At 41.8% G+C, this 18,511-nt stretch carries 17 protein-coding genes; 9 read left to right on the top strand and 8 right to left on the bottom strand.

Annotated elements, in window-relative coordinates; genetic code table 11:
* Window positions 1-3 precede the first annotated feature (3 nt).
* Window positions 4-558: an IS1096 element passenger TnpR family protein gene (locus KSX81_RS17990; protein WP_004301697.1), complete on the top strand. Its 555-nt coding sequence runs from the start codon at window positions 4-6 to the stop codon at window positions 556-558.
* Between the two features lie 121 nt (window positions 559-679).
* Window positions 680-1,582 carry a tRNA (adenosine(37)-N6)-dimethylallyltransferase MiaA gene (gene miaA / locus KSX81_RS17985; protein WP_004301696.1) on the top strand — a complete coding sequence of 301 codons (903 nt, stop codon included), beginning with the start codon at window positions 680-682 and terminating at the stop codon, window positions 1,580-1,582.
* A 6-nt stretch (window positions 1,583-1,588) separates the two neighbouring features.
* Here the strand turns inward: miaA and KSX81_RS17980 are convergent, their stop codons facing one another.
* From KSX81_RS17980 to KSX81_RS17970, 3 genes are all read right to left on the bottom strand, one after another.
* A complete protein-coding gene (locus KSX81_RS17980; RefSeq protein WP_052588015.1) occupies window positions 1,589-3,706 on the bottom strand; it encodes a M56 family metallopeptidase in 2,118 nt (705 codons plus the stop codon).
* A gap of 23 nt (window positions 3,707-3,729) precedes the next feature.
* Window positions 3,730-4,098 carry a BlaI/MecI/CopY family transcriptional regulator gene (locus tag KSX81_RS17975; protein ID WP_004301694.1) on the bottom strand — a complete coding sequence of 123 codons (369 nt, stop codon included), beginning with the start codon at window positions 4,096-4,098 and terminating at the stop codon, window positions 3,730-3,732.
* A gap of 139 nt (window positions 4,099-4,237) precedes the next feature.
* Window positions 4,238-4,540 (bottom strand): hypothetical protein, encoded by a 303-nt coding sequence (locus KSX81_RS17970; RefSeq protein WP_004301693.1) that lies wholly within the window; start codon window positions 4,538-4,540, stop codon window positions 4,238-4,240.
* Window positions 4,541-4,694: 154 nt separating this feature from the next.
* On the opposite strand from KSX81_RS17970, the gene KSX81_RS17965 reads away from it, so the two are divergent.
* The 3 genes from KSX81_RS17965 (at window position 4,695) to KSX81_RS17955 (ending at window position 8,935) form a co-directional block, all read left to right on the top strand.
* Window positions 4,695-6,905 (top strand): S9 family peptidase, encoded by a 2,211-nt coding sequence (locus KSX81_RS17965; protein WP_052588014.1) that lies wholly within the window; start codon window positions 4,695-4,697, stop codon window positions 6,903-6,905.
* On the top strand, window positions 6,905-7,753 hold the full coding sequence (gene lipA / locus KSX81_RS17960; protein WP_004301691.1) for a lipoyl synthase: 849 nt from the start codon (window positions 6,905-6,907) through the stop codon (window positions 7,751-7,753). The genes KSX81_RS17965 and lipA overlap by 1 nt, the downstream gene beginning before the upstream one ends.
* Window positions 7,754-7,816: 63 nt before the next feature.
* Window positions 7,817-8,935, top strand: coding sequence for a hypothetical protein (locus KSX81_RS17955; protein ID WP_004301690.1), 1,119 nt, complete (start codon window positions 7,817-7,819; stop codon window positions 8,933-8,935).
* On the opposite strand, the gene KSX81_RS17950 is transcribed toward KSX81_RS17955, so the two are convergent.
* From KSX81_RS17950 to KSX81_RS17940, 3 genes are all read right to left on the bottom strand, one after another.
* On the bottom strand, window positions 8,901-9,605 hold the full coding sequence (locus tag KSX81_RS17950; RefSeq protein ID WP_004301689.1) for an SAM-dependent methyltransferase: 705 nt from the start codon (window positions 9,603-9,605) through the stop codon (window positions 8,901-8,903). The two genes, KSX81_RS17955 and KSX81_RS17950, sit on opposite strands and share 35 nt — an antisense overlap.
* Before the next feature lie 91 nt (window positions 9,606-9,696).
* On the bottom strand, window positions 9,697-10,704 hold the full coding sequence (locus KSX81_RS17945; RefSeq protein WP_004301688.1) for a hypothetical protein: 1,008 nt from the start codon (window positions 10,702-10,704) through the stop codon (window positions 9,697-9,699).
* Between the two features lie 6 nt (window positions 10,705-10,710).
* On the bottom strand, window positions 10,711-11,568 hold the full coding sequence (locus KSX81_RS17940; RefSeq protein WP_004301687.1) for an enoyl-ACP reductase: 858 nt from the start codon (window positions 11,566-11,568) through the stop codon (window positions 10,711-10,713).
* 351 nt (window positions 11,569-11,919) lie between these two features.
* On the opposite strand from KSX81_RS17940, the gene KSX81_RS17935 reads away from it, so the two are divergent.
* The 3 genes from KSX81_RS17935 (at window position 11,920) to KSX81_RS17925 (ending at window position 16,776) form a co-directional block, all read left to right on the top strand.
* Entirely contained in the window at window positions 11,920-13,539 is a 1,620-nt protein-coding gene (locus KSX81_RS17935; RefSeq protein ID WP_004301686.1) for a glycoside hydrolase family 28 protein, read from the top strand.
* Window positions 13,540-13,703: 164 nt separating this feature from the next.
* A complete protein-coding gene (locus KSX81_RS17930; protein WP_004301684.1) occupies window positions 13,704-14,945 on the top strand; it encodes a DUF4861 domain-containing protein in 1,242 nt (413 codons plus the stop codon).
* Window positions 14,946-15,099: 154 nt separating this feature from the next.
* Window positions 15,100-16,776, top strand: a complete 1,677-nt coding sequence (locus tag KSX81_RS17925; protein WP_004301683.1) for a glycoside hydrolase 43 family protein — start codon at window positions 15,100-15,102, stop codon at window positions 16,774-16,776.
* Window positions 16,777-16,858: 82 nt separating this feature from the next.
* Here KSX81_RS17925 and KSX81_RS17920 read toward each other — a convergent pair whose 3' ends face one another.
* Together KSX81_RS17920 and KSX81_RS17915 are read right to left on the bottom strand one after the other, a co-directional pair.
* A complete protein-coding gene (locus KSX81_RS17920; protein ID WP_004301681.1) occupies window positions 16,859-17,287 on the bottom strand; it encodes a DUF6575 domain-containing protein in 429 nt (142 codons plus the stop codon).
* Window positions 17,288-17,289: 2 nt separating this feature from the next.
* Window positions 17,290-17,664, bottom strand: a complete 375-nt coding sequence (locus KSX81_RS17915; protein ID WP_004301677.1) for a hypothetical protein — start codon at window positions 17,662-17,664, stop codon at window positions 17,290-17,292.
* 179 nt (window positions 17,665-17,843) lie between these two features.
* Between KSX81_RS17915 and KSX81_RS17910 the strand changes: the two genes are divergently transcribed.
* Entirely contained in the window at window positions 17,844-18,494 is a 651-nt protein-coding gene (locus tag KSX81_RS17910; protein WP_004301675.1) for an HAD family hydrolase, read from the top strand.
* Window positions 18,495-18,511: the final 17 nt, after the last annotated feature.

Here is an 18,511-nt window from a genome sequence, read left to right as displayed (position 1 = left end):
ATTATGATATACAGATTTACTATCATATCTGATGAAGTTGACGATTTTGTCAGAGAAATACAAATTGACCCGGAAGCAACTTTTTATGACTTCCATGAAGCAATACTGAAATCAGTAGGGTACGCAAACGACCAGATGACTTCTTTCTTTATCTGCGATGACGACTGGGAAAAAGAAAAAGAAGTAACCTTGGAAGAAATGGACGACAATCCGGAAATGGATAGCTGGGTGATGAAAGAAACTACTATCAGCGAATTGGTAGAAGATGAAAAACAGAAACTGTTATATGTATTCGATTACATGACAGAACGTTGTTTCTTCATCGAACTATCCGAAATTATCACCGGAAAAGATATGAATGGTGCCAAATGTACCAAGAAATCAGGAGATGCTCCCAAACAAACGGTAGACTTTGAAGAAATGACCGCTACCGGAGGTTCTCTTGATCTGGATGAAAACTTCTATGGAGACCAGGACTTCGACATGGAAGACTTCGATCAGGAAGGATTTGACATAGGTGGTGACACTAGCAGCCCATACGAAGAAGAAAAATTTTAAGTATTAAGCATCAAGTATTAGGTATTAATTGCTATGTAGTGTCAGGCAGTTAATACCTAATATTTTTTTAGTCCCGTACGCTTTAATACTTAATACTTCTATACTTAATACTTAAAAATCTATGCCTACTCTCATTGTTCTTATAGGTCCTACAGGTGTGGGGAAAACGGAGTTGAGCCTGCGCTTGGCAGAAACATTTCAGACAAGCATTGTATCTGCCGATTCGAGACAGCTTTATGCCGAATTAAAAATAGGCACAGCAGCTCCTACTCCCGATCAACTTAAACGTGTCCCCCATCAACTGGTCGGCACGCTCCACCTCACAGACTATTACAGCGCTGCTCAATACGAAACAGAAGCACTGGATATTCTGGAGAAATTATTCACGCAACACGAAGTAGTGATTCTCACTGGTGGCTCAATGATGTACGTAGACGCTATCTGTAAGGGAATTGACGATATTCCTACCGTTGATGCGGAAACCCGTCAACTCATGCTACAAAAGTATGAAGAGGAAGGCCTTGAACAACTCTGCGCAGAACTTCGCCTGTTAGATCCGGAATATTACCGGATTGTAGATCTGAAGAATCCCAAGCGGGTAATTCATGCGTTGGAGATTTGCTATATGACCGGACGCACTTATACTTCTTTTCGCACCCAACAAAAAAAACAGCGTCCTTTCCGTATTCTGAAAATCGGCCTGACTCGTGATCGGGAAGAACTTTATGACCGTATCAACCGTCGGGTAGACCAGATGATGGAGGAAGGATTATTGGAAGAAGTACGTTCCGTACTTCCCTATCGTCACCTCAATTCACTCAATACAGTAGGCTATAAAGAACTGTTCAAATATCTGGACGGAGAATGGGAACTCCCCTTTGCTATAGACAAAATCAAGCAAAACTCCCGCATTTATTCGCGTAAACAGATGACCTGGTTCAAAAGAGATGAAGAAATAAAATGGTTTCACCCGGAACAAGAAACGGAGATACTAGCGTACCTCCGTCAACAAATCAATACATGATTTCTCTTATCTTTTGTTCTGACGGGCCTGATATTCATCATCCGTCAACATTTCTACAATAATCACCCCATTCTTTCCTTTGTCTCCGTAGACAACCTGTGCTGATTTATCTTTCAGCACAGAAATACTTTTTATATGGTCCGGCGCAAGCTTAGACAACGCATCTTTCTCCATAGTTTCTTTCCCGTCTATAATGACTAAAGGCTCTTCGCCTTTTATCCCATGCACAGTTACACCATTATTCACCTTAAACCCTGAATTTCCATTTTTCACACTGCCTGAAAGTTCAGGAAACAGGTCAACCACTTCCTGCTCCATTCGTATATTCATCGTAGAAGATACAGAAGCTTTTACTGGCTTATATCCAATAAATGAGAACCACAGATTGCCGTCTTTCATTGCTTTCAGACTAAAATGACCATTTATATCCGTTATCGTACCATGATTTGTATTAGGCACAATAATGCTGACTCCAGCCTTCGGACGCCCCTGCTCGTCAACAACAGTTCCACTGACCGGAAAATCGGGAACAGCATCCGTACTGGTTGTTTTTTGTGAAAAACTGATTTCCTTATTCTGTATTTTAGTCTTACTGCCTCGTTGAGTATTCACAAGTATCACCCCGTTCGCACCCCGTTTACCATACACTTTTATCGAAGTAGAATCTTTCAACACAGATATACTTTCTATTGTTGACGGGTCCAGCTTTTCCATAGCATCCATACTAATCTCCTTGCCATCAGCAAAAATCAGAGGCTGCTTATTCTCTGCAAATCTGATATTCCCAAATCTTATAGGGACAGTATATTTCACTGGTACAGGTCTGCCTCGTTGCTTTCCGGGAATCCAATCCGGCATTTCACTGACAATTCTTTCGGCTTCCTGATTTAATGACGCTTCATCCGACTGAAGTACACGTACATCTTTTATCTTCCCGGTTTCAGCCACAGTGAAACCTACCATCACTCTACCGCCCGCTTTACCCTTCATCGGAGAACCAGCTATTTTCTCCGACAGATATTTTTGCAGTGCACTCATACCACCAGGATATTCCGGCATCTGCTCTACAACCTCAAAAATAACAATTTCTTCCTCCTCTTTCGATTTCACGCCGGACACCACCAAATCATCTTTCTTCTCGTCTTTAGATACTTTTACTGTATCTTGCAGCACCTTTTCTTGCACAATTTCCGCCAAATCATTAACTTTGACAGCAGAAATCTCTTCCATTTTTTCAGAGATTTCAGGACGGGCAAAAGCAGTTACTGCAATAGCTGCCAACGGAAGTACATACAAATACTTCAACCGTGCCCACGGATTCGATTTTTCTTTTAACATCATAGTGATACGTTTTTTAAGTTTACTGTGATTAAAGCTGTTGGCCATAGAGTAGAGCCTTGTGCCAACGGCTTTTTTTATCAATAATAGTTGATATTCTTTCGCGTTTACACCCTCATTAATGACGGTCTCGTCCGCTTCATATTCGTGAACGTTCTGCAACTCCTGTTTCAACAACCATGCACCAGGATTGAACCATTGGAAAAAGATGCAAATATCCGCCACCAATAAATCTACTGAATGACGATGGTGGATATGAGCCATTTCATGAATAAGGATTTCCCTCCCGTTTTCCTCCAGGTCTTTCCGGCTGATGACAATATAGTTCATCCAACTGAACGGAGCTATCTCCTGATTGTGCACCACAAGTGTAACCCCTTTCTCCAACTTCTCATGTTTGCCGGAATGTATCAACCGGAAGAGACAAATCAAAGAATAGATATTGCGACAGGCAAGAAACAGAATACCCGCCAGATAGACCAACAGAACAATCTGTACCCAAGATATGGCCGACGTCTCCTGCACTGCACCGACATTGGCAGGAGTAGCCTCCAACTCTGCCATCAATAACAATTGCTCAATGGAGAGCACAGCCTGCTGCACTTCAACCTGATGCCGGGTAGTTACTTCGATACAAGGAATGAGTAATGAAAAGAACAACACTCCCAATAAAGCCATACGATTGAAACGATGAAAGGTTTCCTTGCTAAGTAATAACCGGAAAAACAGGTAAAACAGAACAAGACAAACAGATGATTTTAATATATAAATGAAGAAAACTCCCATAGCATAGATTTTCGTTTAATAGATTAGTGTTTTTTGTCAGCCTGTTCCACTTCCTCGATGAGCTGTTTCAATTCATCCAAGGAAATATCTTCCTCTTTAACTAAAGAAGAAACGGCATTCAGGTAAGAATTATTAAAATACTTACTAATCACATTCCGCAGCGTTCCTTTACGAAAATCTTCTTCACTGACTACGGGATAATATTGATAGGTATTTCCGAAAGTATAATGAGCTAGAAAACCTTTTTCTTCCAACCCACGCACAATCGTAGATAGTGTATTGAAATGTGGCTTGGGATCTTCATAGAAAGCCAACATTTCCTTCACGAACAAGGGACCTTTTTCCCAGAAAAAGCCCATGATTTCTTCTTCTTTTGCTGTTAATCCTTTCATATCTGCAACTTTGTTTGCTGCAAATAACGAAAAGTTTTAGTTCATAAACTAATTTATCTAGTTAAAGTAAACTAAAAGTTATAGTTAAGACGAAGAATCTACTATTAAACACCTGTGAAACAGATTTATTACATCTCTTTTAGCTCCACAGTTTATTGACAATAAAGTTGCCGATAAAGAACAAGTCGCCCATAAAAATAATGCTGAATACCAGGAAAGTGAAACAAGTACTCCACCGGGCTCCTCCCTCCTCTTCGCCACGTTTGATACGAAGCAGGGAACTATGTAAACAATCACCTGCTATGAACAGTACAAACAAACTCGGTATCAAGTCACCCCATGACACCAACCACAGATTATCACCCTTCCCCATCAGGAATGTCAATGCCACGGCCAATAAGAAGACAGAAGCATATTGCAAGTCTTTTCTTTTTGAATTCATAGTGGTAATGTTTAAAGTCCTTTTCACAAAGATATTGAATCTCACCCAATAATCCTTATCAAATCTATATAAAAATCGGTCAGGCTTTGTTGAATCTAAGTTTATTGTTACTTTTGCAAGTACGAATTAAAACCAAAACCGATTATAAACGCAGATGAAAAAGATCAGCATCACTTTATTACTCTGCCTTCTCTGTCTGACCGGAATGGCACAAGGACAAAAGGCACTCGATTTAAAAGATATTACTTCCGGACGTTTCCGCCCGGAAAATATTCAGGGAGTAATCCCTATGCCTGATGGCGAACACTACACACAGATGAACGCTGACGGCACGCAAATCATTAAATACTCTTTCAAGACAGGCGAGAAAGTAGAAGTGATTTTCGATGTAAATACCACACGCGAATGTGACTTCAAGAACTTCGACAGTTACCAATTCTCGCCCGACGGTCAGAAATTGCTGATTGCTACTAAAACAACACCTATTTACAGGCATTCATACACAGCTGTACATTACATTTACCCTTTGAAACGAAATGATAAGGGCGTTACGACAAACAACATTATTGAACGGCTGTCTGACGGTGGACCTCAACAGGTCCCCGTCTTTTCTCCGGACGGTACCATGATTGCATTTGTACGCAACAATAACATATTTCTTGTTAAGTTGCTTTACGGCAACAGCGAAAGCCAGGTCACAGAAGATGGCAAACAGAATTCGGTAATCAACGGTATTCCTGACTGGGTGTATGAAGAAGAGTTCGGCTTCGACCGTGCTTTGGAATTCAGCGCCGACAATACGCTGATTGCTTTTATCCGTTTCGACGAGTCGGAAGTTCCCTCCTACTCTTTCCCGGTATTTGCCGGACAAGCACCCCGCATTGATGCTTTAAAAGATTATCCGGGCGAATATACATACAAGTATCCGAAAGCCGGATATCCGAATTCGAAAGTAGAGGTACGCACGTATGACATCAAATCACATGTCACCCGTACAATGAAACTCCCATTGGATGCAGATGGATATATTCCGCGTATACGCTTCACAAAGGATGCCAATAAACTGGCTATCATGACATTGAACCGCCATCAAGACCGTTTTGATCTTTACTTTGCCGATCCTCGTTCCACACTTTGCAAACTTATACTTCGTGATGAGTCTCCTTATTACATAAAGGAGAATATTTTCGATAATATCCAGTTCTATCCGGAATATTTCAGCCTGCTTAGCGAACGTGACGGTTACAGTCACCTCTATTGGTACAGCATGGGAGGTAATCTGATTAAAAAGGTTACTAACGGTAAGTTTGAGGTAAAAGATTTTCTGGGATATGATGAAGAAGACGGTTCTTTCTATTACACCAGCAATGAAGAAAGCCCTCTGCGCAAAGCTGTCTATAAAATAGACAAGAAGGGCAAGAAGCTCAAACTATCCCAACAGACAGGAACCAATACACCGCTCTTCAGCAAATCGATGAAGTATTACATGAACAAGTTCTCCAACTTGAATACTCCGATGCTGGTTACACTGAATGATAATTCGGGCAAAACACTCAAAACGCTTATTACCAATGACGGATTGAAACAAACATTGTCCGGATATGCTGTGCCGCAAAAAGAATTCTTCACTTTCCAAACCACAGATGGCGTGAAGTTGAACGGTTGGATGATGAAACCGGTTAATTTCTCCGCATCCAAAAAATATCCGGTACTGATGTATCAATATAGCGGTCCGGGCTCTCAACAGGTATTGGATACCTGGGGAATCAGTTGGGAGACATACATGGCAAGCCTCGGTTACATCGTGGTATGCGTGGACGGTCGCGGCACAGGAGGTCGTGGAGAAGCTTTTGAGAAATGCACTTATCTGAAAATCGGAGTCAAAGAAGCCAAAGATCAGGTAGAGACTGCCTTGTATCTCGGCAAACAACCATACGTGGATAAAGATCGCATCGGTATCTGGGGCTGGAGCTACGGCGGATACATGACTCTTATGAGCATGAGCGAAGGAACGCCTGTATTCAAAGCAGGAGTAGCAGTGGCCGCACCCACCGACTGGCGTTTCTATGATACGATTTATACCGAACGCTTCATGCGTACTCCGAAAGAGAACGCGGAAGGATATAAGGAATCATCAGCCTTCACACGTGCTGACAAACTACATGGAAACTTGTTGTTGGTGCATGGTATGGCAGATGACAATGTGCACTTCCAAAATTGTGCGGAATATGCCGAACAGTTGGTTCAGCTTGGAAAACAATTTGATATGCAAGTGTACACGAACCGCAATCATGGAATATATGGTGGCAATACCCGCCAACACCTATACACACGGTTGACCAACTTTTTCTTGAACAATTTATAATGACGGACAGAGTACGTAAGCCCGAATGGCTGAAAATTAATATCGGTGCCAACGAACGATACACCGAAACCAAACGGATTGTCGACTCCCACTGCTTGCATACTATATGCAGCAGTGGGCGTTGCCCTAATATGGGGGAATGCTGGGGAAAAGGAACTGCCACCTTTATGATCGGTGGTGACATCTGTACGCGCAGTTGCAAATTCTGCAACACACAAACCGGCCGCCCGCACCCGTTAGACATAAACGAACCTACCCATGTAGCAGAATCCATCGCACTGATGAAACTGGATCATGCTGTCATCACATCCGTAGACAGAGATGATCTACCGGATTTGGGAGCAGCACATTGGGCACGTACCATTCAGGAAATAAAACGGCTGAATCCACAAACAACAATCGAAGTGCTTATTCCTGATTTTCAAGGCAGGATGGAGTTGTTAGATTTGGTAATCGAAGCCCGTCCCGACATTATTTCACACAATATGGAAACCGTACGCCGCATTAGTCCGCTAGTGCGCAGCGCGGCAAATTATGATACAAGTTTGCAAGTCATCAGACACATTTCCGAGAAGGGAGTTAAGTCTAAAAGCGGCATTATGGTCGGACTGGGTGAGACCCCGGAAGAAGTTGAAACATTGATGGATGATCTGTTAGCAACCGGTTGCCAGATTCTTACCATAGGCCAATACCTTCAACCGACTCACCGGCATTATCCCGTTGCAGCATACATCACTCCACAGCAATTTGCAGATTATAAAACTGTAGGTTTAGAGAAAGGATTCAACATCGTAGAGAGTGCTCCTCTTGTTCGTTCCTCCTACCACGCAGAGAAACATATTCGTTAGCAAACAAAACATATCCCCTATTTGTTTTATTGATAGAACCGACAAATAAACATAAATATAGAGATGGCTCATAAAGGAACACTTTCTTCCACATTTAACATGTCGCTGGGTTTTATCCCCGTTATTATTTCCATTTTATTGTGTGAACTTATAACGCAAGACACGGCTATTTACATCGGTACAGGCATAGGTATTATAGGTATATACCTTTCTTATCGACGTAAAGGATTGTTAATTCCTAATTTTATCCTCTATATAGCGACCGGAGTGTTAGCACTATTATCCGTAGCAGCTCTCATTCCTGGTGATTATGTTCCCCCCGGTGCGCTTCCACTTACACTGGAAGTCAGTATTCTCATTCCGATGCTAAGTCTTTACATGCATAAGAAAAGGTTTATCAACCACTTCTTAAAACAGATAGGTTCTTGCAACAAACGTTTATATGCGCAGGGAGCAGAAGCAGCCGTTGTATCCGCACGTATCGCTTTGATCTTCGGTATATTGCATTTTATTATAATCAGCATTACCATCGTTTTTCAAGATCCGTTGAGCAAGACAAGTATCTTTGTACTCTATAAGGTGCTGCCCCCTACCGTCTTTCTGATGAGTATTCTGTTCAACCAGATTGCCATCCGTTTCTTCAATCACTTAATGTCACACACGGAATATGTTCCTATTGTGAATACCAAAGGAGACGTGATCGGGAAAACACCTGCAATAGAAGCTGTTAATTACAAAAATGCATACATCAATCCGGTGATAAGAATTGCCATATCCACTCACGGAATGTTATTCCTTTGCGACAGGCCATCAACAGCCATTCTGGATAGAGGGAAAGTAGATATTCCCATGGAATGTTATCTTCGCTACGGAGAATCTCTGGAAGCAGGCGCCACTCGTTTAATCAACAATGCTTTTCCTCATGAAAAAGGTATCAAACCTGAATTCAACATCGTTTATCACTTCGAGAATGAAGTAACCAACCGTCTTATCTATCTATTCATTGTCGATATCAAAGACGATTCCATCCTTTGTACCCCCCGCTTTAAAAACAGTAAGCTGTGGAATTTCAAACAGATAGAGGAAAACTTAGGAAAAGGCTTCTTCAGCAGCTGCTTCGAAGATGAATATGAACACCTGAAAGGCGTTATTTATATAAGAGAAAAATACAGGGAATCTTAGATAAATCGGGCACGTGTCCTTTCCAGTCCTTCACTGTACGCGTCTGTATATATTCTCCTTCACAAGTAATATTGGCAGCGATACAGAGCTTTGTTTGAGGACGGCAATTCAACAAAATATCCTCTACCATTTTATGATTCCGGTAAGGCGTCTCTATGAAAAGTTGCGTTTGATTTTCAGCATACACACGCTGCTCCAGTGCTTTTAGTTTCTTGGCACGTTCTCCCGGTTCAATCGGCAGATAACCGTGAAACGCAAAACTCTGCCCGTTAAAGCCGGAAGCCATCACGGAAAGGATAATGGAAGAAGGTCCGACCAAAGGAACCACTTTCAGCTTTTTACGTTGTGCGATAGCAACCACATCCGCTCCCGGGTCAGCTACTGCCGGACAACCTGCTTCGGAGATAACCCCCATTGAAGCTCCACCCACCAAAGGTTGCAGATAACCGGAAATATCATTAGGAGAAGTATGCTTGTTCAACGGGTAAAATGTCAATGCATCAATATCAATCTCCCGGTCCACCTTTTTCAGGAAACGCCGGGCAGAACGAACATCTTCGACTATAAAATACTGGATACCAGAAATGATCTCCTTATTATAAGAAGGCAATACCTTTTCAATAGACGTATCACCTAACGTCACGGGCAACAAATAGAGGGCAGTTTCCACTTTTTAAATTGAGAATTAAGACTATACTTTAATATTAAAAATCAAATAAGGTTTTGAGCGAAGCTAATTAAGAATTGAAAAATGCAACAGTTTAGGAAGCCAGATAGTTGGATTCACTTAACATCACATGATAATCAGTAAATTCCAGGAGATCTTTCAGTTTCATATCCTTATGCTTTTTCATATAAGAAGCGATGATTCTTGCTCCCATCCATGTCCCGATCAATGCCGGAGCTTGAGCACCCAACATATCGACAGCAGGAGCAGGCTTCATATAATAGCGGATCACCATCGGGTCTCGTGCATGCAGATGATCGTTGGTACAGATATAATTCCATATCTCCTTTTCATTCTCCTTACACCAGTCGTTTTCCTCCTTGGAATATCCCATCGCTTCGCCGATATCACTATATCCTAATAAGTTCTGCACGACGTAGTTGATTTTTCCGGAGTGCATCATCAAGTCAATCAAACAAGTACCCTCATGATAGTTCATTCCGTAACGGCTCAAAAGATAAAAAGCAAAACAATCCGGCACAATCCGTTCCGGACGCATCGAGCGACATTGATAATCGTAATAGAAACGCTTATAAAGAGGATAATCTTCCCCCATATATTTATCAAGACTGATCCCTAATAAAGAATCCACCAAAATAATAGATTCGTTGAAGGCAGACACTTGCGAATAGATAAACGGCACTTTTGTATCAGGCACTTCCTTCTTCAGTTTCCAGAATCCTTTGTTAAGTCCTTTTTCCACCTCATCCAGATTAGGGTACTTTGCTTCTACGTCGCTAAGCAAACGGACTAAAGTCGTATCCGAATAGAATTTCTGCAGACGTTGCGAAATGGTATCATCTTTCACCGTACCGATAGACAATACATCCTCAATCAGGATTTTCGTCGGCATACGGTAGTCCATCGTCAACTTCTGCATAGCAGAAAAGCTGTTGGAGCGAACGTATTCGCTCAACAGCTTATCATATCTTAGAACAGAAATCTCCTCTTCCTTCTGCTCCGTACCCTTTCCCGTGCTTATCCCGCAGGAGGCGAAAAGCATACTCATTAAAATAATAAGAAGAGAGATCCGTAGTTTCATATTTTTTTATCCGTAAATGATGTTACCATTTTCGTCCATATACTCATCGAGTCCTTTCTCGTAAGTAGCCATGGCACGAAGACTCATACCTACACTGGAGAATCCACCGTCATGGAATAAGTTCTGCATAGTTACCTTACGGGTAAGATCGGAGAACATCACGATGCAATAATCGGCACATTCGTCAGCCGTAGCATTTCCGAGAGGAGACATACGGTTGGAGAAATCAAACAGTTTATCCATACCCTTCACGCCCGAACCGGCAGTAGTAAATGTAGGAGACTGCGAGATAGTATTCACACGTACGCTATGTTCGCGTCCGTAGATGTAACCAAAGCTACGTGCAATAGATTCCAGCAATGCCTTTGCATCTGCCATATCATTGTAGCCGTAGAAAGTACGCTGCGCGGCCACGTAGCTCAAAGCAACGATAGAACCGTAATCAGCAATAGCGTTCAATTTCTTGGCCGACTGAATCATTTTATGGAATGAAACAGCTGAAATATCCAATGTCTTATCCAACATTCCATAGTCAAGGTCATCGTAAGTACGTTTTTTGCGCACGTTGGGAGACATACCGATAGAGTGGAGTACAAAATCAATTTGTCCACCCAGTATATCCATGGAGGTCTTGAATACATTTTGCAAATCTTCTACACTAGTGGCATCTGCCGGAATAACCTGGCAATTTAATTTCTGGGCCAAAGCGTCGACTTCTCCCATACGGATAGCCATCGGAGTATTTGATAATGTAATAGTTGCACCTTCTTCTACGGCACGCTCTGCTACTTTCCAGGCAATAGACTGATCGTTCAAAGCACCGAAGATAATACCTCTTTTTCCTTTCAACAAGTTATAACTCATATCTTTTAATAGTTAAATTTTGTGCAAAGATAGGAACTTTCTGCATAAAAACACGAGAAGTGTGCAAATAATAGACAGAAATGACAAAAAATACACGTATTCTATCAATTAGTCCACATCCTCTTGGGGTTTGCCACCTATCTTTGCAATCGATAATTAAGAGGTTTTTTCATAATATTTATTTAAGGTTAGAATTAGGTTAACATGAATTTGTCTTATTCCTCTCCTGCAGGCTGCCTGCGACAGATCGCCTGCGGAAGGACATAAGAATTATGAAATCGCCCTCATTAATCATCACCCAATTACCAAGAAAAACAATAGATGTATAACCCTATAGAAATAAGTTACTAAATGAACACATTGACAAAAAGACTCTTCTGGATGGCCCTATGCTGTTTACCGTTTATCTCATCAGGATGTAAACAAAGCGAGACTACCGTAAAAGAAAGCTCCATCAGTGACGCTCTTTACCAGAATTTACCTTTTGAAATGCCGAAAGTACAGCAACCGGTTTTCCCTGCTTACGAAGTAAACATTGAGAAATTCGGAGCCAAAGGAGACGGTCTGTTCCTGAATACCAAAGCTATCAACGATGCTATTAAAGACGTGAATCAACGCGGAGGGGGTAAAGTGATTATCCCGGAAGGTGTCTGGTTGACTGGTCCGATCGAGCTGTTGAGCAATGTAAATCTATATACGGAACAAAATGCGCTGGTACTTTTTACCGGTGATTTTGAAGCATATCCTATCATTGCCACTTCTTTCGAAGGACTCGAGACTCGTCGTTGCCAATCACCGATTTCAGTACGCAATGCAGAAAATATAGCTATCACCGGACATGGTACATTTGACGGAAACGGTGACTGCTGGCGTCCGGTAAAAAAAGGAAAGCTGACTGCTTCACAATGGAAAAAGCTGGTAAACTCGGGAGGTGTTCTCGACGAGAAACAAGAGATATGGTATCCCACTGCCGGCTCACTGAGAGGTGCAATGGCTTGCAAAGACTTCAATGTCCCCGAAGGTATCAACACAGATGAAGAATGGGCTGAAATCCGTCCATGGTTACGTCCGGTGTTGTTAAGCATCGTCAAAAGCAAGAAGGTGCTGTTGGAAGGAGTTACTTTCAAAAACTCACCAAGCTGGTGTCTGCACCCATTGTCTTGCGAAGATTTCACAGTAAATAATATCATGGTCATCAACCCCTGGTATTCTCAAAACGGTGATGCTATCGACTTGGAATCTTGTAAAAACGCTCTAATTATCAATAGTGTGTTTGATGCGGGAGATGATGCCATCTGTATCAAATCCGGTAAAGACGAAGATGGACGCCGTCGTGGAGAACCTTGCCAGAACGTTATCGTGAAAAACAATACAGTATTGCACGGACATGGCGGATTCGTGGTAGGTAGTGAAATGTCCGGCGGTGTGAAGAATATCTATGTAGAGGACTGCACATTTATGGGTACAGATGTAGGTTTACGTTTCAAGAGTACCCGCGGACGTGGCGGTGTGGTAGAAAACATCTACATTAACAATATCAATATGATTAATATTCCGAATGAACCCTTATTGTTCGACTTGTTCTACGGTGGAAAAGGTGCCGGTGAAGAATCGGAAGAAGATCTGTTGAGCCGTATGAAAACTGCCATTCCTCCGGTGACAGAAGAAACACCAGCTTTCCGCAATATTCATATTTCCAATATTGTTTGCAGAGGTTCGGGACGTGCCATGTTCTTCAACGGACTGCCGGAAATGCCCATCAGCAATATTACCGTTAAAAACGTTGTGATGACGGAAGCTGCGGATGGAGTTGTTATCAGTCAGGTAGACGGAGTTACTTTGGAAAATATTTATGTAGAATCTTCTAAAGGTAACAATATATTAAACGTTAAGAATGCCAAGAATCTGACTATAGACGGAAAGGTATATGAGGAATTAGGTGCAAAAGAGGAGATTTTAAGTCTCAAATAAAAACTCATTGCCATTCTGTGATGCAAAATAGAAACCACAATATCATTATATAGAGTAAAAAGCTCAAATAGCAGACTATAATCTCCTCAAAAGAGACACAGTCTGCTATTTTTTCTGCTATTTTTGCAAGGAGAAATACGACGTATAATTTCAGCCTTAGAAACATGAAGAAGAATCTTTTTATTATTACTTTCTTTTTAGGAGCTTTCAGCCTGTCTGCCCAAACGCAGAAACAGGAGAAAACCATCACAGTTGAAGTACAAAACAACTGGAATCAGCCCAAAGCGGATGCTCCGGTTGTTATCAATCTACATGAGTTGCACGCTGGTTTCAAAGTAAAATCAGCCGTTGTCATGGAAGGAAGGAAGGAAATTCCTTCGCAGTTGGACGATTTGAACCGGGACCGCAAGATGGACGAACTGGTCTTTGTTGCCGATCTTCCTGCCCATGGTAGAAAAACATTTCAGGTTACACTTTCTTCGGAAAAGAGTACAAAGACTTATCCTGAACGAGTTTATGCCGATATGTTTATTGTAGACAACAAGAAAGGTAAACATCAACGGGTACAGGCTATCACCGTTCCCGGCACTAGCAATATATACAGCATGGTACGTCCTCACGGTCCGGTTTTGGAATCGGAACTGGTAGGATACCGTCTTTATTTCAATGAAAAACAGACACCGGATATTTACGGCAAGTTCAACAAAGGACTGGAAATCAAAGAATCGCAGTTCTATCCGACGGATGAGCAGTTAGCTAAAGGATTCGGAGATGACGTACTTCGCGTGTTCGACAGTTGCGGACCGGGTGCATTGAAAGGTTGGGACGGACAAAAGGCAACCCATATTACTCCAGTGGACACTCGTACAGAACGTATCGTCTCTTATGGACCGGTACGTGTAATTGCAGAAATAGAAGTAACCGGATGGAAATATCAGGACCAGGAACTGAATATGATGACACGCTACACGCTTTATGCCGGACATCGCGATCTTCATATCGAAGCATTCTTTGACGAACCGCTCGATAAAGAAATTTTCTGCACAGGTGTGCAAGACATCGTAGGTACTTCCAAATCTTTCTCCGATCATAAAGGACTCGTAGGAAGTTGGGGAACGGACTGGCCGGTAAACGATACCGTAAAATATGCTAAAGAAACTGTAGGGCTGGGCACTTGTATTCCCCAACGTTATGTAAAATCGGAAGAAAAGGATAAAGCCAACTTCCTTTATACAATTACCGCCCCGGGAAATAAATATTTCCAGTATCACACGACTTTCACCTCGATGAAAGAGACATTCGGATATAAAACGCCGGAAGCATGGTTTGCTCATCTCCGCGAATGGAAAGAAGAGCTGGCTCATCCGGTGACAGTGAGAATAAAAGATAACCGCCCCAATAAATAGGGTAGAAACAAATACAACTAAACAAAAATTACGAGGTATCTACCAATTTTTCTATGACTCTGCACAAATATTCCTCCTTGTGCAGAGTCTTTTTATTTACCTTTGCCATCAGATAAAACCAACGAATCATATCTATAAATAATCTATCTATAACATGAAACGATTGACACAGACTTTAGCCTTTTGCTTATTAACGGTTTTCACCGCAGTAGCACAGAAGAACTATGTATCTGAAGTATGGGTTTCCGACCTCGGAAACGGTAAATACAAAAATCCGGTGCTTTATGCCGACTATTCCGATCCGGATGCTTGCCGTGTAGGAGATGATTTCTATATGACTTCATCCAGTTTCAACTGTTTGCCGGGATTGCAAATCCTTCATTCTAAAGATTTAGTCAACTGGACAATCATCGGTGCCGCAGTTCCCAATGCCCTCTCCCCTATCGAAACTCCAGAACGGCCGGAACACGGCAATCGTGTATGGGCTCCGGCTATTCGTCATCACAACGGTGAGTTTTACATCTTTTGGGGAGATCCCGATCAGGGAGCTTTTATGGTGAAAGCCAAAGATCCGAAAGGTCCGTGGAGCGAACCGGTCTTGGTGAAAGCGGGAAAAGGTATCATTGACACTTGCCCGTTCTGGGATGAAGACGGAAAAGTATATATGGTACACGCATACGCAGGAAGTCGTGCCGGACTGAAAAGTGTAATCACTATCTGCGAACTGAATGCAGAAGCAACAAAAGCGATCACTCCTTCCCGTATAATTTTCGACGGTCACGAAGCACATCAGACTTGCGAAGGTCCTAAAATGTACAAGAGAAACGACTATTATTATATCTTTCATCCGGCCGGCGGTGTGCCGACAGGCTGGCAGGTCGTATTACGTTCTAAAAACATCTACGGTCCTTACGAATGGAAAACAGTACTTGCGCAAGGTAACTCTCCTGTCAACGGTCCTCACCAAGGTGCATGGGTAGATACTCCTACCGGAGAAGACTGGTTCCTCCACTTTCAAGATGTCGGTGCTTACGGACGCATTATGCATCTCCAACCGATGAAATGGGTGAACGACTGGCCTATTATCGGTATTGATAAAGACGGTGACGGCTGCGGAGAACCTGTTTTGACTTACAAGAAGCCAAATGTCGGTAAAACATATCCTATCTGCACTCCACAAGAAAGTGACGAATTTGATGGGTATACACTTTCTCCGCAGTGGCAATGGCATGCTAACATTAATGAAAAATGGGCGTATTATGCAGGTGACAAAAGCTATGTCAGATTATACTCTTATCCGGTAGTAGAAGATTATAAGAACCTGTGGGATGTAGCCAACCTCTTATTACAAAAAACTCCTTCTGATAATTTTACCGCAACAATGAAACTGACGTTCAGCCCTAACCAAAAGAATAAAGGCGAACGCACCGGACTTGTCGTTATGGGCAGGGATTATGCCGGACTTGTTCTAGAAAATACAGACAAAGGTTTGGTTCTGTCGCAAGTTGAATGTGACAGAGCAGATAAAGGCAAACCAGAAGAAGTGAAAGCCGCTGTTGATCTTTCGCAAAACACGGTTTATCTGAAAGTGCGTTTCAGTTGTGACGGAAAGAAAATCAAGGGTAGTGAAGGCGGACATGACCTCATTGTGATGTGTAATTTCAGCTATAGCCTCGACGGAAAGAAATATGAATCATTAGGTGTTCCTTTCCAGGCAAGAGAAGGACAATGGATTGGTGCCAAAGTCGGTATGTTCTGTACGCGTCCGGCTATTAAAACGAATGACGGCGGTTGGGCAGACGTTGACTGGTTCCGTATTACGAAGAAGTAATCAAAGTATATATAAGGATGAAAAAAGATTGTCCCACAACTTTCAAGCAGTAGCGGGACAATCTTTTTTATCTTCTTTAAACTTACATACAAGCCCAGCCAAATTTACGAACAAGCTCTGCAAGCAGACTACGGTCTTTTATTGGCAAATTAATGACCACATTCTCGCGCTTCTCTCCAGATAAAACATATCCCTCAGCCGGCAATTTATCTTCCAACAATACACTTTCCTTTAATAACGTTTTCTGGTATTCACCCGATTGAAACACAACATCGTAATACTCATGTTCATTTTCAGGCTGTAGATAGAGTAAACGCAAATCGGCTTTACCTGCTAAGAAGGATTCAAGTCTACGTGTAGAGATACGTATTCCCGTATAGCGATAAACCGTCTCATCATCATATAAAAGACAAAGATACAGTGTATCAAAGGCATCTCTTGCCACAAAAAGCTGAGGCACATCACAGAAATCCAGAATTTTGTCTATCCTTAACACATCTTCCATTCCCATAATCAGACTATTTTAGCTTGTAAAACATTAAAATCCTTTGTTCTCCACCAAGAATAATGTGCTATATCAAATGTTTTCTTTAACACTCCATCTTTTGGTTCCAATATGACTAAAGCAATATTTGCCTTCTTGAACTTAGGAAGCTTTAATCTTTTCTCCGCTTCTTCCCTCTCTGAAAATAGAGAGACTGCCCTTGTCACACATTCATCTATTCCTAATCCTTTAAAGACCTTATCCGGCTGCATTTTTCTTTGCGAAAAGAAATCTTCTGTTGTAACAGGATTACCATTTGCAATTCTATAATAACAGCCTTCGCACCGCTTCGCATCCGTTGGGGGACATTGTTCAGGCAATGCCTCAAACCATTCTGCATTCATTATTCTTTAGTTTTTCGCAAAGTTAAGCCAATCTGGTAGAATAACAAATATATTTCCGGCTTTGTTGTTCATTCGATATTCTCTAAACTATTGCCTCATTCTTCCCAATCTCATTTTTTTAGTATACCTTTGCAGAATAAAAGATTTAAATATAGAATTAACTATAAACATAAGCCTTAATGAAAAAACTAATAATATTCGATTTGGACGGTACATTATTAAATACTATCGCAGACCTCGCCCATAGCACTAATTATGCTTTGAATAAATTAGGATACCCCACACACGATGTAGAAAAGTATAACTTCATGGTAGGAAATGGTATCAACAAACTCTTTGAACGTGCATTACCCGAAGGAGAAAAGACAGAAGAGAATGTGCTCCGGGTAAGAAAAGAGTTTATTCCTTATTATGATATTCACAATGCAGACGATAGTCGTCCTTACCCGGGTATTTCAGCGTTATTGTCTTATCTGCAATCCGCAGGCATTCAGATTGCCGTAGCCTCCAACAAATATCAGGCCGCTACCGAGAAACTGGTTGCCCACTACTTTCCGGAAATTCATTTCACTGCCGTTTTCGGCCAACGGGAAGGAGTAAATGTCAAACCTGATCCAACAATCGTTTTTGATATATTAAAACTTGCCGATGTACGAAAAGAAGATGTTCTTTATGTAGGTGATTCCGGTGTAGACATGCAAACAGCAGCCAATGCCGGTGTAACCGCTTGCGGAGTGACATGGGGATTCCGACCACGCACGGAACTAGAAGAATTTAATCCGGCATATATGACAGATGTGGCCGAAAAAATAAAAAAAATGGTCTTTTAACGATGATATCCTTACAA

This window comes from Bacteroides sp. MSK.18.37, from assembly GCF_019129155.2.
GTDB lineage: Bacteria > Bacteroidota > Bacteroidia > Bacteroidales > Bacteroidaceae > Bacteroides > Bacteroides ovatus.
The sequence above is the reverse complement of the archived record's forward strand: the minus strand, read 5'-3'. Positions and strand labels throughout refer to the sequence as shown.